Below are 23,173 nucleotides of genomic sequence, written 5' to 3'. Positions count from 1 at the left end.
ATGAGGCAGACACAAAGACGATGGACATGATGATGACCATCCCGCACGAGCGGGGCAAGGAGGCGCCGCAAAGTGTCGTCAAGAAACTGCCGGTCACGGTGTTGGCCGGGTTTCTCGGCGCGGGCAAGACCACGCTTCTGACCCATGTCCTCACCAACCGCGAGGGGCTGCGCGTCGCGGTGATCGTCAACGACATGAGCGACGTCAACATAGACGCCAGCCTTATCCGCAATAGCGGCTGCGACCTGTCGCACACCACCGAGACCCTGATCGAGCTCAGCAATGGCTGTATCTGCTGTACCCTGCGCGACGATCTGCTCGCGGAGGTGCGGCAGTTGGCGCAAGGCGGACGCTACGACTATCTGCTGATCGAGGGGACCGGTATCGCCGAGCCGCGACCGATCGCGGCGACGTTCTCGTTTCGCGACGAGAGCGGCTTTTCGCTATCCGATTTCGCGACGCTCGATACGATGGTAACCGTTGTCGACGCGGCCAATCTTCTCAACGAATACAGCCGCGCCGATCTTCTAAGCGACCGCGGAATGCAGCGAGACGACGAGGACACCCGTACGCTCGTCGATCTCCTCGTCGACCAGATCGAATTCGCCGATGTCGTCGTGATCAACAAGATCGGGGATGCGACCGAGGATCAGCGCGCCGATGTTCGCAAGGTGGTGGCCGCGCTCAACCCGCAAGCACGACAGATCGAGGTCGATTACGGTCGGCTGCCGCTCGATACCATCCTCAACACCGGGCTTTTCGATGAGGAGAAGGCGGCCGAAAATCCGCTTTGGTACAAAGAACTGTACCAACCGGAGGCGCATGTTCCCGAGACCGAGGAATATGGTGTTTCGAGCTTCGTCTATCGCGCCAGACGGCCTTTCGATCCTGCCCGCCTCGTCGCCTTTCTGGATGCGCCGTGGCCGGGTGTTGTTCGCGCCAAGGGGCATTTCTGGCTCGCCACACGTCCGCATCACGTCGGCCTGATGTCGGCGGCGGGCGTACAGCGACGCTGCGAACCTATGGGGTTTTGGTGGGCCACCATTCCGCGCGAGGATTGGCCTGATCATCCGCAGTTTGAGGCGCAGATGCGAGGCCAATGGGACGATGCCTGGGGTGACCGGCGCCAGGAGCTGGTCTTTATCGGTGTCGACATGGATGAGGCTGGTATCCGCGCAGCGCTTGACGGCTGTCTCGCGAGTGCCAATCCGCATGATTGGCCCGAGCTCGAAGACCCGTTCCCTGCTTGGTGATCCCGCGTTGCTTGGCGACCGCCCCTGCACAGGCGCTCAATGCTCAAGACAAATAAAAAGTTCATGGGAAATGAAACTGGATCGACGTTTTCTGCGTAATGGCTCCCAAAATGGCATGGAATTGCGTGGAGCAGCAGTTGCGTCTTTTAATAATGGTGCTTGGTATACTTACGTTACTCGCGTGGATTGTGACTTTTTATCTCACCTCGATCTATCATTAGTATTGGTTGAGCATACGCTAGACCGGCAGCTGGCTCTTCGCGAATCTAGCCTGCCGCACCAGGCGGCAGGCTAGACGTTTTGAAACGTTCAATCAGAGGATGGAGACGTTTTCAGCCTTCGACTTGCCGGTCTTGCGGTCCTGGCCGAGGTCGAAGCTGACCTTGTCGCCTTCGCGAAGCGAAGCGCCGCGCGGCAGGGCGGTGATGTGAACGAAAACGTCGGTTCCGCCGTTCTCTGGCGTGATGAAACCGAAGCCCTTGTCCTCGTTGAAGAATTTAACAGTACCCTCAGGCATGGATATTCCCTTTTAAGTGTTTTGCTTGCAATGGCGAGGCGAACCTATAGTGCTGTCGCGCGTCCATCAACTCCCAGCATGCCTTCGAGCCACTTCATTTGCATGAAATATGAATTTTGGTCCGCCTGTAGCGCGATTAGGCGCGTCGCAGGGGCGATAGCGCCAAAATCGACAAAGTCTCGTTGCATCCTGTGCAGCGAATTCTTCGGAAAAAGAAAGCGCCGATGACCATTTCAGCCGATTTCGATTGTCAGACCTGCGGCGCCTGCTGTTCGTACTCGTCAAGTTGGCCGCGATTCTCCGTCGAAACAGATGCCGATCTCGACCGCTTGCCCGCCCGCTTCGTCGCCGATGATCTAACGGGCATGCGCTGTCATGACAATCGCTGCTCGGCCCTGGATGGCACGGTTGGTTCGGGCACATCATGCATGGTCTACGAGATCAGGCCGCAAGTGTGCCGCGACTGTCTTCCCGGCGACGGCGAATGCCTTGAGGCGCGCGCCGCCTACGGCTTCCGTTAACTGGCTCTCCCGTTAAGGTATCGCCGCATCGCGTCGAAGGAGAAAGCGCCGATCGGAAGCTTGCTCCCGCCATCAAGAGCGAGATCGGCAAGGATTTCACCGACGACGCTGGTAAACTTGAAGCCGTGTCCCGAGCAGGGCGAGGCGACAACGATGTTGGAGCTTGATGGAGCAAGGTCGAGCAGGAAATCCTCGCTCGGCAGCATCGTGTAGCGGCATGTCGTGGCATTGGCGCGTGTACCGGCGGCAGCCGGCAGACGCCTGCCGATAAAGCCATCAAGCAATGCGGTATCGGTATCGTTGACCGGCGGGTTTGGCTGGTTCGGGTCGATCGGCTCGCGGAAATGGGCATGTCGGCCGACCTTGACGCCATCCACGCCGATGGCGGGGAAGCCGAAATAGGATCCTTCGTCACCCTCGTCGCGCAGGAAGCATGGCATGCGCCCGGGCTGAGTAACGAAGCCGTCGCGCGGCTGGTACCAGGCGACGACCTGGCGGATCGGAACGGCATGCTCTCGCAGCTCCGGCACGAGTTCCGCGATCCATGATCCCGTGGCGACAATCACCTTGCGAGAGCGGTAAGTTCCCTCGGCGGATCGGATAGTGACGCCTGCATCGTCGGGGTCGATCGATGTCACGCGCTCGCCGAAATGACGTACGGCGCCATCTTCTGCCGCAAGCTTCAGGTAGCCCATGACCGCCGTCTCCGGACGCAGGTAGCCGCCCTGCGGGTCGAGTACGGCGATCTCGTTCTGGTCGAGCTGGAACACCGGAAAGCGGCGCGCCGTCTCCTCGCGATCAAGCACCTCGTGCGCCAGGCCATGCATGGCACAGGATGCACGCGTCCCGCTGACGATCTTGCTGTCTGGAGCCCCGATCTGCAAGACGCCCGTTATCTCGAGTACATTGGTCCGAAGTCCGGCTTCGAGCGCGCGCCAGTTTTGATAGGCGCGTTGCAGCAGCGGCACGTAGGAGGGGTCCTCGAAGTAGCCGAGGCGGATCAAGCGGCTGTCGCCGTGCGAAGAGCTTAGAGCATGCGCGGGGTAATAGGCATCGATACCGATCACCTTGACACCGCGGGCGGCCAGGAATGCGACGGCCGCACTGCCCATGGCGCCAAGCCCGACAACGGCAACGTCATATTGAGTGGTCATGGCTGTTCCTTCAGGCGATTGACGGCGGCAAGCTGCGCTGGATCAGCGATCGCACCTGTTCCATATCGTGCGATAGCGGCCGGTCGTCTGCATAGTGGGCGACGACGCCTCGAACAGCGGCGTGGATCATGTCGGTGCCGGGGGCGCGCCGCGCCGTTGACGACAGGAAATCATGCGCCTGTGCTGCGGCCATCAGCTCGATGGCGAGGATGTATTCGGCGTTGTCTATGATCGAAAGAAGCTTGTTTGCGGCCGCGGTTGGGTGGGCGAGAAAATCCTCCTGCAGACCGGATGTCAGCCCGCCGTCCAGCGATGCCGGCGCGGCAAGACGGCGGTTTTCGTTGCTCAAGGCGGCTGCCGTGTACTCAGCGATCATGAAGCCCGAATTGCTTCCAGCATCGCTCGCCAGAAACGCTGGCAGGCCGCTGACGAGCGGGTTGACGAGACGGTCCATGCGCCGCTCGCTCATGGCGGCAATCTGTGCGAGCGCGATACCGAGGCTATCGGCCGCCTGGCCAAGCGCCGGTGCTACCGCATGTGCTTCCGATGAGACGATGGGCGCGTCAGGCGTCCCGGATACGGCGGGGTTGTCGGTGACGGAGGCAAGTTCGCGATCAACGACAGCGAAGGAAGTGTCAAACACATCGCGCGCGGCGCCATGGGCATGCGGTACGGATCGCAGGCTCAGCGCATCCTGTGTGCGCTTGCCGAGTGCCGCCTCCACCAGGCCGCTGCCCGCGAGATAGCGGCGCAGCCGCGCGCCGACGTCTTGAATGCCCTTCGAATGCCGCAGTGCCAAAATATCTTCGTCGAAGGCCGCCATCTGGCAGCCGACAGCTTCGAGCGTCAGCGCGGCAATGGCGTCCGCCCAATCGAGCAACCGCTCGGCGCGCGCCAACGCCACGCTGGAAAGCCCGGTCGCACAAGCCGTGCCGTTGACAAGGCTCAACCCCTCCTTGGCGCCAAGCACAAGTGGCGCCAGATTGAGCGCTGCAAGCGCCTCGCCGCCAGACATCTGTTTTCCGCCAAGGTGCGCGTTACCCTCGCCAAGCAGCACGAGCGCCGTATGGGCGTTGTGCGTGAGATAGCCTGCCGAGCCTTTGGCGGGCACATCGGGGATGCAGTCCCGCTCAAGAAACGCCAGGAGATAGCGCAGGATATCGGACCGCACGCCGGAGTGACCGTGGCTGAAATTGGCGATCTGGGCCGCGATGATGGCGCGCACTTCGCGCGGCGCCAGCCTATCTCCGACCCCGCAGGCGTGGCTGAGGATAATGTTGCGGGACAATCGGCTTTGCGACTGGCGATCGACCACCGTATCGGAAAGCGCGCCGACGCCGGTGTTGACGCCATAGGCCCGAATACCGGTCTCGACGATCCGCTCGACAATGCGGCTGGCGTCATCCACGCGCTGCCAGGCGGCCTGCGAGAGCGCCAGTGTGTCTCCGTCTGCGACGCGGGCGATATCGCGCCAGCCGAGGACGCCATCGAGAAGAATTGTCATTGTCCGGTTCCGAAGTGACCGATGAACTGCCGAAACGCCGGCGATCCGCCACCGCCGAACATCTCGTCGGGCGTGCCGCTGCTGTCGACGACGCCTTCGCGCATGAAGACGACCCGGTTAGACACGTTGCGGGCGAAGCTCATTTCATGGGTCACGACAAGCATGGTCATGCCCTCTTCGGCAAGCGCGCGCATGACGCGTAGAACTTCGCCGACGAGTTCGGGATCGAGCGCCGATGTCGGTTCGTCGAACAGCATCACCTTCGGCTTCATGGCGAGCGCGCGGGCGATTGCGGCGCGCTGCTGCTGGCCGCCCGAAAGATGGGCAGGATAGGCATGACGCTTGTCGGCGATGCCGACCTTTTCGAGCAGGGCTTCGGCCTCGGCGATGCATTCGGAGCGCGGGCGCTTCAGAACATGCACCGGCCCCTCGATGATGTTCTGCAGGATCGTCATGTGAGACCAGAGATTGAAGGACTGGAACACCATGCCGAGTTCGGAGCGAATGTGATCGACCTGCTTCTGGCTCGCGGGCCGGCTCTTGCCGCCCTTGTGGATCATCCTGATCTGTTCGCCGTCGACCCAGATTTCGCCATCGGTCGCGGTTTCCAGCAGGTTGATACAGCGCAGAAAGGTCGATTTGCCGGAGCCGGAAGCGCCGAGCAGCGAGATGACGTCGCCATCTTGCGCATCAAGCGAGATGCCGCGCAGGACTTCATGGATGCCGAAGCTCTTGCGGATATTGCGGACCGAAAGTCGGGTTACGCCGGGCATGGGTGCTCCATCGGTTTGGTTCTGCTCTTATGCCTTCAGCGCGGGCGGCGCGGCGCGGCGATGTCGCGAAAGCGAATATTCAAGCAGGGCCATGGCCTGCAGGATTATGAAATTCAACACGAGATAGATGATGGCCGCGCAAAGGAAGACCTCCATCGTCCGGTAGGTCTGCGAGATCAGCCTTTGTGCGACGCCGGTCACTTCCCAGACGGTGACGAGGCTTGCAAGCGCCGTCGATTTCATCATCAGCACGATTTCGGTGGAATAGGCGGGCAGGGCATGGCGGAATGCGATTGGCGCCAGGATGCGGCGCACGAGCAGAAAGCCCGACATGCCGATCGAACGGGCGGCTTCGATTTCGCGCGGCGAGACCGCTCGAATGCCGCCTCGGAAGATCTCGGCCGAATAGCCGGCGGTGCACAACGCCAGTGAAAGCACGGCGCAGATGAAGGGTTCGCGCAGGAAAGGCCAGAGGAACGAGTAGCGGATGAAGCCGAACTGGCCGAGGCCGTAGAAGATCAGGAACATCTGGATCAGCAGGGGCGATCCGCGAAAGACGAAGATGTAGCCCTTGGCAAAGGCGGACAGAACCGGGTTTCCGCCGACACGCATCCAGACGATCAGCAACGCAAGCAGGCATCCGGAGACCACCGACACCGAAAACAGCGCCAGCGTCGTCGGCACCGCTTTCAAGAGCGTCAGCATGGTTTGGGTGAGAAAGGCGATGTCCATGGGCTTGTCCTTATGCCTTTCCCATCGCCGCCGTCGGCATGCTGCGGTTGGCGCGTCGTTCGGCGCCGTTGAAGACGCGGTCCGACAGGCTGGTCAGGATCAGATAGAGAATGCCGCCGACGATGAAGAACAGAAAATACTGCCGCGTCGAACCCGCCGCCACCTGGCTGGTGCGCATCAGCTCGGCAAGGCCGGTAACGGAGATCAGCGCGGAATCCTTCAGGCTCAGCTGCCAGACATTGCCGATGCCGGGAATGGCGAAGCGGAAGACCTGGGGCATGATGATGCGGCGGAAACGCAATGCGCGGTTCATGCCGATCGCCGACGCTGCCTCGAGTTCGCCCTTAGAAATCGCCTGGAAGGCACCGCGAAAGACTTCGGCCTGATAGGCGCCGGAGATGATGCCGACCGCCAGCGCGCCTGCGATGAAAGACGGCATGCCGAGGAAACCCTCGTAGCCCATCGCCTTGCCGATTGCGGTGACCGCCGAGGAGCCGCCGAAATAGATCAGGTAGATGATGAGAAGTTCAGGCACGCCGCGAAAGACGGTCGTGTAGATATTGCCGAGCGTGGCGAACACGAGGTTGCCGGACAGCTTCGCAGCAGCGACGATCGCGCCGATCACCGCGCCGATCACGAGCGCTGTCGCCGTTACGCACAGCGTGATGAAGGCGGCAAAAAGCAGCAGCGCGCCCCATCCGCCGGAGCCGAATCCAATCAGTGACAATGATGCCATGGCACGTTCCCCGCATGCGTCGCTCGATCGGCGACGTTGTCAGACATGCGGTCTCCGGCGCTTGCGTCGGAGACCGGGCTGTGTTTGCCGGAGGCCTTACTGCTGCGGGCTGACGTCGATCTTGAACCACTTCATCGACAGGTTCTTCACGGTGCCATCGGCAAGCGCCGACTTGATCGCTTCGCTGAACTTGTCGCGCAGGTCGGTGTCGGCCTTGCGGATGCCAAGTCCTTCACCTTCGCCCCAGATCGATCCGACGATCTCCGGGCCGGTAAAGGCGAGTGCGCCGCCGGCCGTCTCGAACGCGCTGTTGAAATAGACGGCGTCGTCGAAGCCGAGGTCGATACGTCCGTTCTGCAGGTCGAGGTCCCGATCGGCGCCCGTCTTGTATTCGCGGATCTGGGCGATATCACCGAAGTTGTCATAGACGAACTTCGCATAGACGGTGGCGGCCTGGATGCCGATCGTCTTGCCCTTGAAGGCTTCCTTCAGCGCGTCGATTTCCTTCACGCCGGTCTGGCCGGGCGTCATCTTGATGGTCACGCCAGTGCCGGCAGCATTGGCCAGCGGGCTGTCCTTGGCAGTGGCGAAAGCAGCCGGCGTCGCGGCATAGGGCACCGTGAAGTCGATGATCTGCTTGCGCTCTTCGGTGATCGACAGCGCATCCATGATGACATCGAACTTGCCGGCGTTCAGTGCCGGGATCATGCCGTCCCAATCCGAAGCCACGAGCGTGCATTCGATCTTGGCGCGTTCGCACAGAACCTTGGCCAGTTCGGGTTCGAAGCCGCCGAGCGTGCCGTCGGCATTCGTCATGTTCCATGGCGCATAGGCGCCTTCGAGCGTGATGGTGGCGGTCTTCCAGTCCTTGGCGGAAACGGGAGCGACGAGCCCGGAAAGCGCGACGGCGCTGGAAAGAAGAATGGCTGCGAGTTTCATAGAGATCTCCTCTGAAGTGACGATGGCCTTGCGGCCGCGTGATGCCGATCTACGCCGGCTTGCCTGCCATCCTTCGAAGAGAAGTTGATCAGGTGGTTGTATAGGGTACCATATGAGATAATTTGTGTTATGCAAGAGGAAAGTCGATTGAATGGGCGGATTTCATTCGTGCAAAAGGAATAGGCAATGAAGCATTCCAGCGAGATGAAGCGTGAGCTTGCGCAGAACGATAGCGCGCCGCTCTATGTCGGTGTCAAGCAGATGATTCTCGACCGTATCCAGAGCGGCGAATGGCCGCCGAAATTCCGCGTGCCCTCCGAGAATGAACTGGTCGCCGAACTCGGCGTCAGTAAGATGACGGCGAACCGCGCGCTGCGCGAATTGGCAGCGGAAGGGGAGCTCGTTCGCATCCAGGGCGTCGGCTCGTTCGTGGCGGAGCGCAAAGGCTACTCACCGCTATTCGAGGTCAGAAACATCGCCGACGAGATCGCGGAGCGCGGGCATTCGCACGAAGCGGCGGTCATTGTGATCGCTGAAGAGCCCGCATCTCCGGAGACTGCGGACGCGCTCGATCTCGATATCGGCGCGCCGGTCTTTCATTCGCTGATCGTGCACAGCGAAAATGGCGTTCCGGTCCAGATCGAGGACCGTTTCGTCAATCCGGCGGCTGCGCCGGACTATCTCAGTCAAGATTTTTCGTCCCAGACGCCGAACGCTTATCTGGTAGCTGCAGCGCCGCTCAGTGGCTCCGAGCATGTGGTGGAGGCGGCGATGCCGCAGGCCTGGGAGTGCAAACTGCTGACGATCCTGAGAAGCGAACCCTGCCTGACCATTCGGCGCCGGACATGGTCTGGCCGCCAGGTGGTGTCGACAGCCCGACTGGTCTATCCCGCGCACCGCTATCGCCTCGAAGCGCGAAGCGGCAAGGTGTTCGAAGAGTAATTGGCGCCTATGTTGTATATGGTACTTGAGTCAGGCCGGATTTAGCTCGGGCTCATGCACGGGGAACTGGCCAAGTGGGGAGGGCGTAAGCCCCTGTCTTTCCGGGGTGAGCGTCAGGCTTGTTATCGGCGCTTCTGCGAACGCGAAACAACTCGGGGATCTGCGACATCGGCGCGAAGCACCGCATACCCCTCGCAAGCAATCCATCTGACCACATTGGGCCAGGGCGCACGATCCGGCGCGCGCTGGTGTGCAGGCAGCACCGGAGATCTTTTGCACGAGGAGATGGCGCCAACAATTGCTGACGCCATCCTTGCTGCTGTTAGAAGCTAACGTTCAGGCCGGCTTTCAGCGTGTGGTCGTGGACGTTGCCGGTCGTGCCGACACCGTTGGAGAAGGTACGCACGCTGTTGGTGATCGTGTAGTTATATTCGACGCGAGCCGAAACATTGGACGTCAGCTTCTGCTCGACGCCGGCGCCGAGGATGTAGCCTGGCTTCCAGCCGTCGGGGCCGGCGATGTTGCCGTTGTCGCGGAAGTTGGTCATCGCGAAGCCGGCCGTTCCATAGATCAGCGTCTGGTCGATCGGTGCGCCGACCTTGCCCTTGGCGCTCAGGCGGTGGCGCTCTTTCAGCTTGCCGTCTTCCACTTTCACGCGGCTGTCGCCGCGATAGGAGGCTTCGACTTCGCCGCCAACGACCGCACCGCCAACCATGGTGTTGTAGCCGGCCTGTCCGCCGACGCTCAGGCCCTTGTTGCCGGAGAAGGGGTTGAGGTTCGGGGAGGCCATGCCGCCGTGAACACCGGCATAGGCGCCTTCCCAGCTGCCGGAGGACGGCTGGTCGTAGGCGCCGAAATCGGCGGCAAGAACCGGCGAGGCAAGAAGGCTAACGGCAAGGGCTGCCGCGAAGTGCTTGATACTCATGATACGCTATACTCCATACGCATTGCTACGCACCGTCGAGCGCGTGAGCATTTACTCATTGAACCACGTCATTGGGGTGCAACGCGCGCGAATGCCGCATTGCCACGATCGTCCATCTCTAATTTTCACGATTTCATAAATAGTTTCTTAACTTGCCGGCCAATCTCGCGGATGTGATTGCTGGTGTATTCCTGCCGCTCAACACACATGGCGGATGGTAACGCCGACTGATTTTTTCGCGTTGCAGCATGAATTCGCGATCAAGCGATTGCTAATTCGAATGTATTGAACCATTGTGAGTATGAGCTTTAACTTATAATCCAGCCGCGAAGGTGATGGATTTGGTGAGTGATGCATCACAAGAACAGGTAAGGGTGCCGTTGCGGAGCAATATCCGCAGGTCCGTCTGGTCGATATTCTTCCTCATCCTGCCGTGCTTCGCGGTCGCGGCGCTGTTTCTTGGCGATCCTCAGCGGTTCGAAGACCTCTTTCGCTATGTCGGAGTTCAGATCTTCGATGAGCCGCCACAGCCGCCCATGATTGTCGAGCCGGCCGCGACGTCCACGCCACCGCCGGCGCAACCGGTCGACATCCCCGTTCGCTTGATCGAAGCCCCGGAACCCGACGTGGCGGCTCAGTTCTTGCGCATGTGGCGGGTATCCGGACCTACCGTCTGCAAGGCGCTGCGCGATGCCGGTATAGAGACAAGCGAATGGCGCGCGCCGTCTATGCGCAGCACCAGCCACGAATGCTATTTCCAGCGCATATACAAGAAGAACGACGTTCGGCCGCTGAACTCGGTCTTCCTGAGGGTCAAGGGCAACGCCAGCGGCGACATCGTGGAAATCCGGGGACGGCTCGTCGGTCCGCCGACGGACGCCGAAGGGCGGCTGGACGTCGGTCACATGAAGATATTCGAGACACTGGTCCGCCAGGCGGGGTGGAGCGATTTTCAGGACGCTCTAGCGCCGATCAGCAGTCTTCGTGATTTCGAAAACGAGCGGTTTGGCGCCTATTTCAGCTTCAGGCGCGACCCCGAGAGCCAGGATAGCTACAATTTCATGCTCGTCGTTGCCGCCGGTTCCGGGCCGCAGACCCGCACCAAGGCATATTTCTCGCCGGAGCGATGGGTCGAAGCGCCAGACCCCCGGATTGCCGAACTCTCCTTGCCGATCAACCCGTTGGCGTCGAAGCAAGGTGCGTATCGCCAACAGGGCGTGGCCTCCCGCTGACCGGGAGCGGCTATGAGCCACAGATCGCCCGCATCATCCGCACGATCGCGTGGTCAAGGGCCGGATCAACCGGCAACCGCTGCGACGACAGTTTGACGATGACAGTTTCACTCTCCGGGTGGATCCAAATCCACTGGCCATGAATGCCGATCGCCGCCAGCTCTCCGGCGCCCGTCTCATACCAGTAACTGCGGTAGCTTCCTTCCGGAAACAGCTCCAGCTGATCGCCGTTCTTCCATGCCTCGCGGCGCTTGCGCGACCAGAGGTCGGCGATGAAGTCCTCTGACACGATCCCGGCGCCACGCCTGCGCACGAGTTCTCCCACCAAGGCAAGGTCCCGTGCGGTGGCCGAAATGCCGCCCGCAGCGCGCGCGGTACCGATACGGTCGACGGTGACCATGGCGTCCGCTCCGGCGCCGCTTGCCTTCCACAGGTGGTCGCTGAGCAGCGAGGCGAAGCGCGCCCCAACGGCCCGCTCGAGAACGATGCCGGCAAGGTCGGTGTTCGGCGAGCGATAAGCGTGCTTCTCGCCGTGTGCTCTAGCACCCTTGCCGATGCCGCAGATGAACGTCTTCAGATCCGGTGCGGGATCGCCAGGCTTTTCAGGATTCCATCCGGTGGAGCGGCGGTAGCGCTCGAAACCACCTGAGGTGTCGAGATAGCTCTCCACGAAATCGACGCTGATCTCCATGTCGAAGAGCTGCTGCACCGTTGCATCAGCATAGGCCGAGCCGGCGACCTCGGGTACATAGCGGCTGATCGGGCTTTCGAAAGACAGCAGGCCTTTGTCCGCGAGAATTCCGCCGAGCAGCCCTGTCAGCGACTTGGAGACGGAGAATATGATGTGGGCGCGCGTTGGATCGGAATGCGGCGCCGACCAGTCGGCGATGACGCATCCGTCTTTCATGACGACGAGCTCATCGGTCTCGCTTTCGGCCAGAAAGTCCGGCAGCAATGACGGTGCACCTTTCAGACCCGCAAACGAGATGCCTGACAGTGCACCGAGGCTGATTGGCCCGGTACTTTCTCGTCCGCGCGTGCCCGGGATGATCGCCGAGGGGACAATCTCGCTAACATGCTCGAAGGACCAGCGGCTGTATGGGACGGTGCGCCAGTTGGCGAGTGTCACGTCCGCGCGATTGAAGAGCAGCTCAGGCATTCCATCACTCCCTTCAGGCAATCATGCGCCTTCAAAACCGGTCAGAACGCTGACCGCGTTGACGCCGATCTCCTCGACGGCATAGCCGCCTTCCATGACGAACAGCGTCGGAAGCCCGAGCCTGGCGATCCGCTCGCCGATCTTCGGAAAGTCCTCCGTCCTGAGCTTGAACTTGCTGATCGGGTCCTTCTCGAACGTATCGACGCCAAGCGAAACGACCACCACGTCTGGCGCGTAGGACAGCAGTTTGCCGCAGGCGTCGTCCATGGACTGGCTCCACCTCGTCCAGTCGGTGCCGAAGCGCATGGGGTAGTTGAGGTTGAAGCCTTCGCCGGCGCCGATACCCCGCTCGTCGGCATGGCCGAGAAAATAGGGGTACTCCTGCATCGGATCGGCATGCAGGTTGATGACCTGCACATCATCACGCGCGTAGAAAATCTCCTGCGTGCCGTTGCCGTGGTGGTAGTCCACGTCGAGGATCGATACCCGCTTGGCGCCGTTGTCACGCAGCCATTGCGCGGCCACGGCCGCGTTGTTGATATAGCAATAGCCACCCATGAAACCGGCGCCGGCATGGTGGCCTGGCGGGCGGCAGAGCGCGAAGGCGGCGCGTTCGCCGGATTGCACCAGGCTGGCTGCCGTCAGCGCCACGTCGTGCGAGGATTTGATCGCGTCCCACGAGCCCTCGACGATGCCGCAGCCGGCGTCGAAGGAGTAATAGCCGAGGAGGCCATCGATGAATTCAGGAAGCACGTCGCCACGCAGACCACGGGTCGGCCATGTGAAGGGCAGCGCCGTTCCGCTGCGTCCCTCCGTCGTCCAGCGGTCCCAGATCGTCGGCAGGAAATCGAGATAGTCCTGACGGTGAACCCGCGCCGCCGTCGTCAGATCGTGCTCCGCCGGTTCGATGATTGCGCCAAGTTCGACCGCCGCGACACGGGCGGCGATGTACTCCGCCCGCGAGGTCAGCTCGAAGCCGGGCACGATATCGCCCGCCACGAGCTCAAGCTGGTTGGCATGCCCGCGATGGCGGGGAGAAAAGACGGTCTTCATCAAAACATCCATCTGCGGGAAAAGGGTGGCACCCCGCACCATCAAGGGCGGAGTGCCGAGATCGGGGCTTATTTTTGCAGCTCGGTCCAGATCTTCGTGTAGAGCGCCTGAACATCAGGCGGGCAGGTCTGGGATGGTACGCCGACGGACGCGAATTCCGCCGGAATGTTGATCTCCGGTGCATTCTTCATATCCTCCGGCATGAACTTGTCGGAGCCGGCAATGCCATTTGCATAGCGATGGAAACCGGAATTCATCCCGGCGTTTTCGGGATCCATCATGAAGTTCTGGAACAGCTTGGCGTTCTCGACATTCTTGGCATCCTTGAGGACGGAGAGATTGTCACTCCAGTTGACGTAGCCTTCCTTGGGATAGCCGAACTTGATCGCGGGGTTCTTGAGGCGCTGGCGGAAGGCCGAGCCGTTCCAGTCGCTCGATGCCGCGAAGTCTCCGGAACCCATCTTCTCGATGGTGCCGTACTCCATCGCCACCCAGTCGGGCTTGGCTTTCAGCAGCGTGTCGCGCACTTTCTTGAGCACGGCCAGATCGCCGGTGCACTTCTTGCCGCCATTGTAGAGCACGGCCGCGTCGATGACATCGGTCATTTCGGGGACGACGTTGACCTTGCCTTTCAGCTCCGCCGGCGTGTCGAAGATGATGCCCCAGGTGTTGATGTCACCCTTGTAGACGTCGGTGTTGACGACCGTGCCGACGATACCCATCGCCCACGGAACGGTGTACTTGCGGCCGGGATCGAAGTCGGGGTTGGCCCATTCCTTGGCCACGTTCTTGAAGTTTTCCATCTTGTCCGGATCGGTCTCAAGCAGCAGACCCTCGGAAATCCAGATCGGAATGTAGTTCTGCGAGGGCACGACCATGTCAAAGCCGGAGCCGCCCTGGCGAACCTTGGCAAGCGCCGTGTCGTTGGAATCATAGTCGGTGATCGTGACCTTGACCTTGTATTTGTCCTCGAACTTCTTGATCATCTCGGGGCTGGTGTAGTTGCCCCAGTTGTAGATGTTGAGCTCACCCTCGGCATGGGCGAGGCCCGCGGTGCCAAGAAGTGCCGCCATAAGGGCGATTGTCGAAGTCATCCGTTTCATGCGCATGTTCCCTCTCTTGTTTTCAGGCACGTTTTCGATTGACGACAAAGAAGATGGAGACGACGAGGATCGACAGGCCGAGAAATAGCGTCGAGATCGCGTTCATTTCAGGCGTGATGGAGCGGCGGATCTGGCCGAGCATGTAGGTCGGAAGCGTGTCCTGGCCTGCGGATTTGACGAATTCGGTGATGACGACGTCATCGAGCGAGATGACGAAGGCCAGCATGAAGCCGGCGAGGATGCCCGGCCACAGCAGCGGCAGCGTCACATGGCGGAAGGCCTTCCACGGCGTCGCATAGAGGTCAGCCGCCGCCTTCTCCAGCGTCAGGTCCATGTTTTCGAGCCGCGCTCGGATCGGCAGATAGGCAAAGGGGATGCAGAAGGCCGTATGGGCGGCGATGAGGTAGCCGATGCCGGCGTAGCCGGTCCAGATCTTGATGCGGGCAAAGAAGATCAGAAGGGCGACAGCGGTGACGATCTCGGGGATCATCAGCGGCTGGTTGATGAAGGCATACTTCATCGTCAGGCCGCGATAGGGCGCGGTCCGCGTGGTCGCAAGCGCCGCCATCGTCGCCGCGATCGTCGAGACGACGGCGGCGATCGCCGCGATCTGCAGCGAGCGCAGCGAGGCGTCGATCACCTGCTTGTTCTCGAAGGCCTTCTGGAACCAGCGCAGCGACACGCCGTCGAACGAAGCGAGCGATTCACCGGCGTTGAACGAATAGAAGACCAGCACGCCGATCGGCAAATAGAGCGCCGCGAAGCAGATCATCGCGATCGTCGTGAAGCCGCGCTGGCGCCTGATGGAAAATGATCTAGCCATGCCGGCTCTCCTGCCCGCCCGCATTGCGCACATAGAAGAGCAGGGCGATCATCACGATCATCATCAGCGTGATCGACAGTGCCGAACCGAGCGGCCAGTTACGGCCCTGTCCGAACTGCAGTTCGATCAGGTTGCCAAGCATCAGGTTCTTGCCGCCGCCGAGGATGCTGGGGGTGACGTAGGCGCCGAGCGCGGGGATGAAGACGAGGATGGAGCCGGCGATGATGCCCGGCTTGACCAGCGGAATGATGATCCGGCGCAGCACCTTGGACGGCGTCGCGTAGAGGTCGTATCCGGCCTCGACCAAGCGGAAATCGATCTTCTCCATGCTGGCATAGAGCGGCAGGACCATCAGCGGCAGGTAGACGTAGACCATGCCGGTGAGGATCGCGCCGTCGGTGAAAAGCATCTGTATCGGCTTCGAGATCAGCCCGAAGCGCATGAGCAAGCCGTTGATCAGCCCTTCATTGCGAATGATTTCCAGGATCGCGAAGGTGCGGATCAAGAGATTGGTCCAGAAGGGAATGGTGATCAAAAGCAGCCAGAGCTCGCGTGTCGTCTCGCGGCGGGTGGCGATGAAGTAAGCGGTGGGAAAGCCGATGGCGAGCGTAAGCAGCGTGGTGGCAAGCGACAGGACAACCGAGCGGATGAAGATCGAGACATGAGCGTCGGCCATGGATAGCGAGCCGTCGAAAATGTCCTGCTGCAGTACGACGTTGATCCAACCCTCGATGGAGGGCACCCAGACGACGTCGCCATAAGGCCCCGGCGTCAGAAACGAATAGGCGACGACGATCAGAAGCGGCCCGCTCGCGGCCGCGAGGATGATCAACAGGGCGGGGAGCGAAAGAAGCCAGCGTGTCCGGATGTCCCGGCTCTTTTCCGCTTCGATCACATCCGCCACATGGGTCATGTCAGCTCCTCAGCACCCTGGCGGCATTGGGCTCGATCGCGATGCCGACCCTGTCACCCTCGGCGTACCGCGCAGCCTGCAGCGGCTTGTTCTGCTCGCGCAGCGTGAACAGGGTTTCGTTGTCGGCGAGGCGGACGTGATAATGTGTATCGGTGCCGAAATAGACGATCGTCTCCAGCGTGCCCGTCATCTGGCAGCGCGCATAATCCGCCGGCCCGCAAAGGGCGGCGTGTTCCGGCCGCAGCACCAGGGTGACCTCTCCGTCATCGGAAAAGTTGCTAGGCATCGTCGCCGAAATGCGGCCGGCGGCGGCGGTTTCCACCTCCGCGATCCCTGAATTCACCGCGTGAATGCGCCCCTTCAGGAAGTTCGTCTCGCCGATGAAGTCGGCCACGAAGCGGTCGGTCGGCGCATCGTATATTTCTCTGGGATTGCCGACCTGCAGGATTTTTCCCGCCGACATCACGGCGATGCGGTCCGACATGGTCAGCGCTTCTTCCTGGTCGTGGGTGACGAAGATGAAGGTGATCCCGGTTTCGGCTTGCAGGCGCTTCAGCTCTATCTGCATGTCCTTGCGCAGCTTGTAGTCCAGCGCGGACAAGGGCTCGTCGAGCAGAAGCACCTTCGGCTGTGGCGCCAGTGCGCGGGCAAGCGCCACGCGCTGCTGCTGCCCCCCGGAAATCTGGCTGGTGCGGCGGTTGGCGAGCGCTTCCATGCGCACCAGCTTGAGCATCGCCGCGACCCGGTCGCGGATCTCCTGCTTCGGCCGGCCAAGCATGGTGAGGCCGAAGCCGATATTCTCGGCGACCGTCATGTGCGGGAAAAGCGCGTAGCTCTGGAAGACCGTGTTGATCGGCCGCTTGAATGGCAGCATCGCGGCGATGTTATCGCCGTTCAACATGATCTCGCCCGAGGTCGGGTATTCGAAGCCGGCGATCAGGCGCAGGAGCGTTGTCTTGCCGCAGCCGGATGGCCCGAGAAGGGTGAAAAACTCATTCTGCCTGATGGAAACCGATGCGTCGTCTACCGCGGAAAATGCGTACTCACCAAAGCCGAACACCTTGGAAACACTGCGAATCTCAATCGCGTTCAATCCCGCCATATGCGGCCCACTCGTGGTTGCTGATGCTGCTGTCCCCGCCTTTTCGGCTTTTGGCTAGGTGACCACACGCCTCGCGCATTGACAACCCGATTTTACGCTTCCGGTAGAAAATATTTATCAATCGGAAAAACTAATGCGCCCGCCGCAGATGGTCGTCACGGGCTTGATGGTGTCGAGATCATCGGGGTCGATCGCCTCGATATCGCTGTCGAGAATGACGATATCGGCGACGTAGCCCTGCCTGATCATGCCCTTGCGATCTTCCTTGAACTCGGCGTAAGCGCCCTCGACGCAATAGGCGGCGAGCGCTTCCTGCAACGAGAAGGATTGATCCGGATCGCCGTCGCTCCATTTCTTGCGCGTCACCGCCGCCTTGAGGCCGACCAGCGGATCGATCGGCGACACGGGCCAATCGGAAGCGAAGCAGATATGGGCACCGGCGTCCTTCAGCGCGCGCCAAGCGTAGCTGACCGGCCAGCGGTCCTTGCCGATGCGCGAGATCGTTGGCTCCAGCGGCAGGCCGGCGCAGCCTGGCGGATGGGGAGGCTGCATGGAGGCGATGACGCCGAGTTCGGCGAAACGCTTGATGTCGTCTGGATGCACGACCTCGATATGTTCAATGCGATGGCGGCTGTCGCGCGCACCATTCTCTTCGCGCGCCGCCGCGTAACCATCAAGCACCGCCCGGACGGCGCCGTCGCCGATCGCGTGAACCGCAATCTGCAGGCCGCGCCGATCGGCCTCGACGGCAACCGCGCGAAACGCTTCCGGCGTGAAGAGGCCCTCGCCACGATCGCCGGGCTTGTCGGCATAGGGCTCGACCATCACGGCGGTGCCGCTTTCGATCACGCCGTCATAGAAGAGTTTGACGAGGCCGGAGGAGAGCCAGTCGCTCTTGTAGTTGGCCGCCATGTTTGCGGCTTTCTCCAGCATGTCGAGCGACATGAAATTCTTGAAATGGAAGGGGATCTGCACGCGGCAGGGCAGATGGCCATCCTCTTTCTCGATCGCTGCGAGCAGTTGCAGCTGATAGAGATTGCCGTCCATGTTCTGGACTGTGGTGATGCCGTGGCGGGCGCAATAGGCAAGGCCCGTTCGCATCACGGCGATGTCCTGCGCCCACTGCGCGGCATCCGGATATGGCTCGGGCTCGCCGCCTGTCGATAGACCCAGCCGATAACGATCGAAACCGCCGGCGGCCTGAAGCGGGCTGAAGGCTTCCATTTCCCGGAGCTCGCCGGTTGCCAGCCCGTCGGCGCCTACCACAACCTCGTTGCCGGGTCTGAGGTCGGCGCCGTGGAGAATGCCCACCAGTTCAAGCGCGACGGTATTCGCCCATGCCGTATGGTGATCGGGCGCGAAGAGAACGAGCGGCTGATCTGGCAGGATGGCGTCCAGATGCTGGCGGGTCAGTGGCTCTGCTTCGCCGAGAATATTGTAGTCAACGCCCTGGGCAAAAAGTACCTTCTGCCTTTGCCGACCCTGCGCATAGTCACGGATGGCCTCGGTCAGCGCGGCCAGTCCCGTCACGCCCTTCAACTGAAGATGATCCAGCTCGGCGGCACCGGAAAACAGGTGCATGTGGTTTTCCGAGAAGCCCGGCAATATCGTTTTCTTGTGCGCGTCGATCACCCGCGTTGCGGGACCGTGGAGAGCCTTGATCTCCTCCTCCGTACCGACGGCGATGATCCTCCCATCGCCAAGCGCCACCGCCTGGGCTTCAGGGTGATTGGGATCGAGAGTGAGAACGCGGGCGTTGATTACGAGGATGTCGGCCGTCGATGTCATGGGATGCTCGCTGCTGAAGGACTGTAACGAGCTAAGCCTATGCCCGCGGCGAATTCAACCGCCTCGCGTGCCCAGCCATTCATGAAGTGTTCGCATAGGATTATGCCGTGTCAGACACCTAGTCCTCGCGGGACGTCTGGCCTATGTGGCACAGTGAGTTATCAGACCTGTCACAGGAGCAAGACAATGGAAATCAGGAAAAGCGGCGCAAAAGCCTCTGCAAAGGGCCCGGAAGACTATTTCACCGGAACGGTGCGCATCGATGCGCCATTCAACGGCAGCGGCAGCCTGAGCGGTGCGACCGTGACCTTCGAGCCCGGCGCCCGCACCGCCTGGCACACCCACCCCCTCGGTCAGACCCTGATCGTGCTTTCGGGCCTTGGCTTGATTCAGCGCGAAGGCGGAGAGGTCCAGGAAATCCGGCCCGGCGATATCGTGTGGTTCGAGCCCGGTGAAAAGCACTGGCACGGTGCTTCCCCGGATTGCGCAATGAGCCACCTCGCCATCGCGGAAATGAAAGATGGCTCCGCTGTTACCTGGATGGAGAAGGTCGCAGATCAGGATTACAGGGGCTCGGCCGCGTGATGAAGCCACACATCATCTGCCATATGATCACTTCGCTCGATGGCGGGCTTCACCCTAGCCGCTGGACGGCAAGCCCGGATGGAAACCGGGCGGGGTGGTCGACCGCCTACGAGACAATTCACAAGACGATGAACGCCGACGGATGGCTGGTCGGGCGCGTCACGATGGCCGAGATATCAAAGGCCGGCGCGCATCCGCCAGCCGGACCATTCGACGTCAGCCGGTCGCTGCACGTTGCCAACCGCGACGCCAAGAGCTTTGCAATCGCTGTCGACCAGCACGGCAAGCTGCATTTCAACGGCGGCGATCTCGATGGCGATCATTTCATCGTGCTGCTCGGTAAGGATGTCAGTGATCAGCATCTGGCCGAGCTCGTCGCCGACGGCGTGTCCTATATCGTGTCCGACGGGCAAGAGATGGATCTATCCAGCCTGCTGGAAACACTGGGACGCGAATTCAATATCCGCCGTCTGCTTCTGGAAGGCGGAGCCGGTGTCAACGGTTCGTTCTTCGCGGCGGGCCTGGTCGATGAGCTGAGCCTGCTGGTTGCCCCTGCCATCGACGCGCGCAAGGGGAGCGACCGTTTCATCGAATACGGTCAGGATGGTCTGGCGGGCAAATCCGAGCTTTCGCTGCTTTCCTGCGACAAGCTTGATGATGGCCTGTTGCACCTTAAATACACGGTCAAGGCTTCGGCCTAGCCTTCCGAGAGAGCGTTGCGCCGAGCTTGGCGCAACGCTTCACATTTTGCCGAGAGCTTGAATTACTTAAGCGCTTCAGCCATGAACGCACCCGCCCGGGCAGCGCCATCCGATGAAATTGTATGGCCAAGCCCGGGAACGATGATCGTCTCAACGTCCACGCCAAGCGTCTCGAGAGCCGCCGCGGCACGGGTTGTTTCGGCCGCCGGAATGACCGGATCGGCGCTGCCATGCACCAGGAGCACCGGCGTCTTGACCGCAGGCGCAAGCGGAAGCGGCGAGGCGAGGCGGCCGGAGAAGCCGACGACGGCGCCGACAGGCCACCGCCCAGATGCCACGGCATCGAGCGCCATGATGGTGCCCTGCGAGAAACCCACCAGGACGACGCGATCGAGCCGATCGGCGAAGCCATTCTCCTTGATGATCGACGATATTGTGGCGTCAAAAGCCGGGCGCGCACCCTTGATACGCTCGCTTCTGTTCTCCTCGGTGACACCCGCCACGCTGAACCACTGGTAGCCTGCGCCGAAGCTGGAGTGGCTTGGCGCGTTCGGCGAAGCGAAGACGGCGCCGGGGAGGGCGTCTTTCCAGACATTGGCCAGGGGCGCGAGATCGGCGCCGCTCGAACCGACGCCGTGTAGCATGATCACAAGCATGTGGGATGCGATTGTCGACATGGCTGTTTCCTTTCAGATCTCGAACGGAAGCTGCGGGCCGACGGGAACGATCCCGGTCGGGTTCAGCGCCTTGATCGAGTAATAGCCGCGCTTGATGTGATCGATGCTGACCGTCTGGCGGATACCCGGTATCGCAAGCATCTGGTCGACATAGCGGCTGAGGTTCGGATAATCCGCCAGCCGGCGCAGGTTGCACTTGAAGAGCCCGTTATAGGCGGCATCGAAGCGGATGAGCGTTACGAAGAGGCGGACATCGGCCTCCGTCAGTCGCGTACCAAAAAGGAATGGTCGCTGTCCTTCAAGGCGCGCCTCCAGTTCGTCGAGCATCGCGAAGACCTCGGCAAAGGCTTCCTCGTAGGCGACCTGTGTCGTCGCGAAGCCGGTCCGATAAACGCCGTTGTTGAGCTGCGGATAGATGCGCTCGTTAAGGGCGTCGATCTCGGGGCGCAGATCTTCCGGATAGAGATCGACCGCGCCATCGGCAAGCGCGCCGAAGCCGGAGTTGAGCATCCGCAGGATATCCGCCGACTCGTTGTTGACGATGGTGCGGCGTTCCTTGTCCCAGAGCACAGGTACGGTCGCGCGGCCCGTGTAATGTGGGTCGGCGCTGGTGTAGATCTCGTGCATGTAGGTGGCGCCGTTGAGCTCATCGCGATTGGTGCCTGGATAGTCTCCAAAGCGCCAGCCCTGATCGGATAGCGCCGGTTCGACGACCGAGACCGAAATCACATCTTCCAGCTTCTTGAGCGCCCGGCCGATCAGCGTGCGCGAGGCCCAGGGGCAGATCAGCGCGACGTAGAGATGGTAGCGGCCGGCCTCGGCCTTGAAGCCGCCGTCACCTGTTGGCCCGACGCTGCCATCGGGGGTAACCCAGTTGCGGAAACCCGAAATCTGCCGGACGAAACCGCCCTTGGCATCGGTTGCCTGTACGGGGTGCCAATCGGCGGTCCACTTGCCATCCACGAGCATGACTGAACTCCTGATCTGTTCTTGCGCGTCGTTGGAGCTTGATATGGCGCAATTCCAGATGGATGATTATCCGGTCATGAAGAGAATATTTCCTTCCGAAATGGAAGTAATCAGTCCCAATCCTTGTCCCACACCGGTTGTCCGCGAAAAGCGTCGGCCAGAAAGTCGACGAGCACTCTGACTTTCAGCGCCAGATGCCGGGCAGGGGGATAGACCGCGTAGAGGCCGCGCGGTTCATCCTCGAAATCGGAAAGCAAAGGACGCACCGCCTGAAGACGAAGTCGTGCGCCGGCAACGAAGCTCGGTACGCGCGCGATCCCCAAGCCCGCTTCGGCTGCGGCGACGCAGGCCTCGGCGTTCGAAAACTCAATGCGCCCGCGGACTTCTGTCACGATGGGCTGCGAACCGGCCTTGTCGCGGAAGCGCCAAGTGAGCGGATCGCGGAAATTGGTGTCTATGATGCAGTCGTGAGCCGCGAGGTCCGCCGGCGTCACCGGCAGACCGCGCTGGTCGAGATAGGACGAGGCGGCAACGAGCACGATGCGCGCAGCGCAAAGCTTGCGCGCGATCAGGCTGCTGTCGTCAGGGCGCCCGATGCGCACCGCGGCGTCAAATCCTTCATCGACGAGATTGACGGTACGGTCCGAGAAACTGACGTCGAGATTGATATCAGGAAAAGCCATCGCGAACTGATTGAGCACGGACGTGAGCTGCGTGGTGCCGAAGGTGATCGGCGCGGTTATCCGCAATCGGCCCGACGGCGCGCGCGAGGCATTGCGCACCGAGGCATCAAGCGCGTCGAATTCCTCAAGAAGCGATTTAACCCGCTCGTAATAGGCGCGTCCCGCTTCCGAAAGCGACAGCGCGCGCGTCGTTCGCATGATCAGCTGAACGCCGAGGCTTGCCTCTAGGCGTGAGACCAGTTTCGAAGCCTGGCCGCTACTCGTGCCGAGACGGGCTGCTGCGGCAGCGAAGCTCCCCGTATCGATGACGGCTACGAACATGCGGTCACATTCGAGACGGTCCAAATCGCTGTCCTCTTACCAACGCACCGGCACGAGAGCATTCATCG

At 61.4% G+C, this 23,173-nt stretch carries 24 protein-coding genes; 6 read left to right on the top strand and 18 right to left on the bottom strand.

Annotated elements, in window-relative coordinates; genetic code table 11:
• Positions 1 to 32: 32 nt before the first annotated feature.
• The gene (locus ACODTZ_RS04410) at positions 33 to 1,253 is read left to right on the top strand and encodes a GTP-binding protein (protein WP_489024027.1); all 1,221 of its coding nucleotides are present in this window, start codon (positions 33 to 35) and stop codon (positions 1,251 to 1,253) included.
• A 313-nt stretch (positions 1,254 to 1,566) separates the two neighbouring features.
• Here ACODTZ_RS04410 and ACODTZ_RS04405 read toward each other — a convergent pair whose 3' ends face one another.
• Complete coding sequence (locus ACODTZ_RS04405) at positions 1,567 to 1,770, bottom strand: cold-shock protein (protein ID WP_018896919.1); 204 nt, start codon at positions 1,768 to 1,770, stop codon at positions 1,567 to 1,569.
• Positions 1,771 to 1,994: 224 nt separating this feature from the next.
• On the opposite strand from ACODTZ_RS04405, the gene ACODTZ_RS04400 reads away from it, so the two are divergent.
• Positions 1,995 to 2,291, top strand: coding sequence for a YkgJ family cysteine cluster protein (locus ACODTZ_RS04400; RefSeq protein WP_112981816.1), 297 nt, complete (start codon positions 1,995 to 1,997; stop codon positions 2,289 to 2,291).
• Here ACODTZ_RS04400 and solA read toward each other — a convergent pair.
• From solA to ACODTZ_RS04370, 6 genes are all read right to left on the bottom strand, one after another.
• On the bottom strand, positions 2,288 to 3,445 hold the full coding sequence (solA, locus tag ACODTZ_RS04395; protein WP_489024025.1) for an N-methyl-L-tryptophan oxidase: 1,158 nt from the start codon (positions 3,443 to 3,445) through the stop codon (positions 2,288 to 2,290). The genes ACODTZ_RS04400 and solA overlap by 4 nt on opposite strands.
• A 10-nt stretch (positions 3,446 to 3,455) precedes the next feature.
• Positions 3,456 to 4,949, bottom strand: coding sequence for an HAL/PAL/TAL family ammonia-lyase (locus ACODTZ_RS04390; RefSeq protein WP_489024023.1), 1,494 nt, complete (start codon positions 4,947 to 4,949; stop codon positions 3,456 to 3,458).
• Entirely contained in the window at positions 4,946 to 5,722 is a 777-nt protein-coding gene (locus ACODTZ_RS04385; RefSeq protein ID WP_047503518.1) for an ABC transporter ATP-binding protein, read from the bottom strand. The genes ACODTZ_RS04390 and ACODTZ_RS04385 overlap by 4 nt, the downstream gene beginning before the upstream one ends.
• Positions 5,723 to 5,749: 27 nt before the next feature.
• Positions 5,750 to 6,454, bottom strand: coding sequence for an ABC transporter permease (locus tag ACODTZ_RS04380; protein ID WP_047503521.1), 705 nt, complete (start codon positions 6,452 to 6,454; stop codon positions 5,750 to 5,752).
• 10 nt (positions 6,455 to 6,464) lie between these two features.
• Positions 6,465 to 7,190, bottom strand: a complete 726-nt coding sequence (locus ACODTZ_RS04375; protein ID WP_489024021.1) for an ABC transporter permease — start codon at positions 7,188 to 7,190, stop codon at positions 6,465 to 6,467.
• A 96-nt stretch (positions 7,191 to 7,286) separates the two neighbouring features.
• On the bottom strand, positions 7,287 to 8,129 hold the full coding sequence (locus ACODTZ_RS04370) for a transporter substrate-binding domain-containing protein (protein WP_489024019.1): 843 nt from the start codon (positions 8,127 to 8,129) through the stop codon (positions 7,287 to 7,289).
• Positions 8,130 to 8,315: 186 nt separating this feature from the next.
• On the opposite strand from ACODTZ_RS04370, the gene hutC reads away from it, so the two are divergent.
• Positions 8,316 to 9,071 carry a histidine utilization transcriptional repressor HutC gene (gene hutC / locus ACODTZ_RS04365; RefSeq protein WP_489024018.1) on the top strand — a complete coding sequence of 252 codons (756 nt, stop codon included), beginning with the start codon at positions 8,316 to 8,318 and terminating at the stop codon, positions 9,069 to 9,071.
• Positions 9,072 to 9,393: 322 nt separating this feature from the next.
• Here the strand turns inward: hutC and ACODTZ_RS04360 are convergent, their stop codons facing one another.
• Complete coding sequence (locus tag ACODTZ_RS04360) at positions 9,394 to 9,996, bottom strand: outer membrane protein (RefSeq protein WP_489024016.1); 603 nt, start codon at positions 9,994 to 9,996, stop codon at positions 9,394 to 9,396.
• 344 nt (positions 9,997 to 10,340) lie between these two features.
• Here ACODTZ_RS04360 and ACODTZ_RS04355 point away from each other — a divergent pair, with 344 nt between their 5' ends.
• Positions 10,341 to 11,228 (top strand): DUF6030 family protein, encoded by an 888-nt coding sequence (locus tag ACODTZ_RS04355; RefSeq protein WP_489024014.1) that lies wholly within the window; start codon positions 10,341 to 10,343, stop codon positions 11,226 to 11,228.
• 10 nt (positions 11,229 to 11,238) lie between these two features.
• Here ACODTZ_RS04355 and ACODTZ_RS04350 read toward each other — a convergent pair whose 3' ends face one another.
• The 7 genes from ACODTZ_RS04350 to ACODTZ_RS04320 all read right to left on the bottom strand — a co-directional run bounded on the left by ACODTZ_RS04350 (position 11,239) and on the right by ACODTZ_RS04320 (position 19,169).
• Positions 11,239 to 12,387 carry a serine hydrolase domain-containing protein gene (locus ACODTZ_RS04350; protein ID WP_489024012.1) on the bottom strand — a complete coding sequence of 383 codons (1,149 nt, stop codon included), beginning with the start codon at positions 12,385 to 12,387 and terminating at the stop codon, positions 11,239 to 11,241.
• Between the two features lie 21 nt (positions 12,388 to 12,408).
• Positions 12,409 to 13,440 (bottom strand): histone deacetylase family protein, encoded by a 1,032-nt coding sequence (locus ACODTZ_RS04345; RefSeq protein WP_489024011.1) that lies wholly within the window; start codon positions 13,438 to 13,440, stop codon positions 12,409 to 12,411.
• Positions 13,441 to 13,508: 68 nt separating this feature from the next.
• Positions 13,509 to 14,543: an ABC transporter substrate-binding protein gene (locus ACODTZ_RS04340; RefSeq protein WP_489024009.1), complete on the bottom strand. Its 1,035-nt coding sequence runs from the start codon at positions 14,541 to 14,543 to the stop codon at positions 13,509 to 13,511.
• Between the two features lie 22 nt (positions 14,544 to 14,565).
• Complete coding sequence (locus ACODTZ_RS04335; protein WP_112981824.1) at positions 14,566 to 15,366, bottom strand: ABC transporter permease; 801 nt, start codon at positions 15,364 to 15,366, stop codon at positions 14,566 to 14,568.
• Positions 15,359 to 16,279 (bottom strand): ABC transporter permease, encoded by a 921-nt coding sequence (locus tag ACODTZ_RS04330; RefSeq protein ID WP_489024007.1) that lies wholly within the window; start codon positions 16,277 to 16,279, stop codon positions 15,359 to 15,361. The genes ACODTZ_RS04335 and ACODTZ_RS04330 overlap by 8 nt, the downstream gene beginning before the upstream one ends.
• 1 nt (position 16,280) lies before the next feature.
• Positions 16,281 to 17,381 (bottom strand): ABC transporter ATP-binding protein, encoded by a 1,101-nt coding sequence (locus ACODTZ_RS04325; RefSeq protein ID WP_489024005.1) that lies wholly within the window; start codon positions 17,379 to 17,381, stop codon positions 16,281 to 16,283.
• Positions 17,382 to 17,498: 117 nt separating this feature from the next.
• Entirely contained in the window at positions 17,499 to 19,169 is a 1,671-nt protein-coding gene (locus tag ACODTZ_RS04320; protein WP_489024003.1) for an amidohydrolase, read from the bottom strand.
• 186 nt (positions 19,170 to 19,355) lie between these two features.
• Here ACODTZ_RS04320 and ACODTZ_RS04315 point away from each other — a divergent pair, with 186 nt between their 5' ends.
• The gene (locus tag ACODTZ_RS04315; protein ID WP_111565086.1) at positions 19,356 to 19,754 is read left to right on the top strand and encodes a (R)-mandelonitrile lyase; all 399 of its coding nucleotides are present in this window, start codon (positions 19,356 to 19,358) and stop codon (positions 19,752 to 19,754) included.
• Positions 19,754 to 20,455 carry a dihydrofolate reductase family protein gene (locus ACODTZ_RS04310; RefSeq protein ID WP_112950392.1) on the top strand — a complete coding sequence of 234 codons (702 nt, stop codon included), beginning with the start codon at positions 19,754 to 19,756 and terminating at the stop codon, positions 20,453 to 20,455. Before ACODTZ_RS04315 ends, ACODTZ_RS04310 begins: the two co-directional genes overlap by 1 nt.
• Before the next feature lie 62 nt (positions 20,456 to 20,517).
• Here ACODTZ_RS04310 and ACODTZ_RS04305 read toward each other — a convergent pair whose 3' ends face one another.
• The 3 genes from ACODTZ_RS04305 to ACODTZ_RS04295 form a co-directional block, all read right to left on the bottom strand.
• Positions 20,518 to 21,132, bottom strand: coding sequence for an alpha/beta hydrolase (locus ACODTZ_RS04305; RefSeq protein ID WP_489024001.1), 615 nt, complete (start codon positions 21,130 to 21,132; stop codon positions 20,518 to 20,520).
• A 12-nt stretch (positions 21,133 to 21,144) separates the two neighbouring features.
• Positions 21,145 to 22,101 carry a glutathione S-transferase family protein gene (locus ACODTZ_RS04300; protein ID WP_489023999.1) on the bottom strand — a complete coding sequence of 319 codons (957 nt, stop codon included), beginning with the start codon at positions 22,099 to 22,101 and terminating at the stop codon, positions 21,145 to 21,147.
• Positions 22,102 to 22,211: 110 nt separating this feature from the next.
• On the bottom strand, positions 22,212 to 23,129 hold the full coding sequence (locus ACODTZ_RS04295; RefSeq protein WP_489023997.1) for a LysR family transcriptional regulator: 918 nt from the start codon (positions 23,127 to 23,129) through the stop codon (positions 22,212 to 22,214).
• Positions 23,130 to 23,173 lie beyond the last annotated feature (44 nt).

This window comes from Rhizobium sp. FG113 (assembly GCF_057809895.1).
This window is presented reverse-complemented; position numbering and strand designations above follow the sequence as displayed.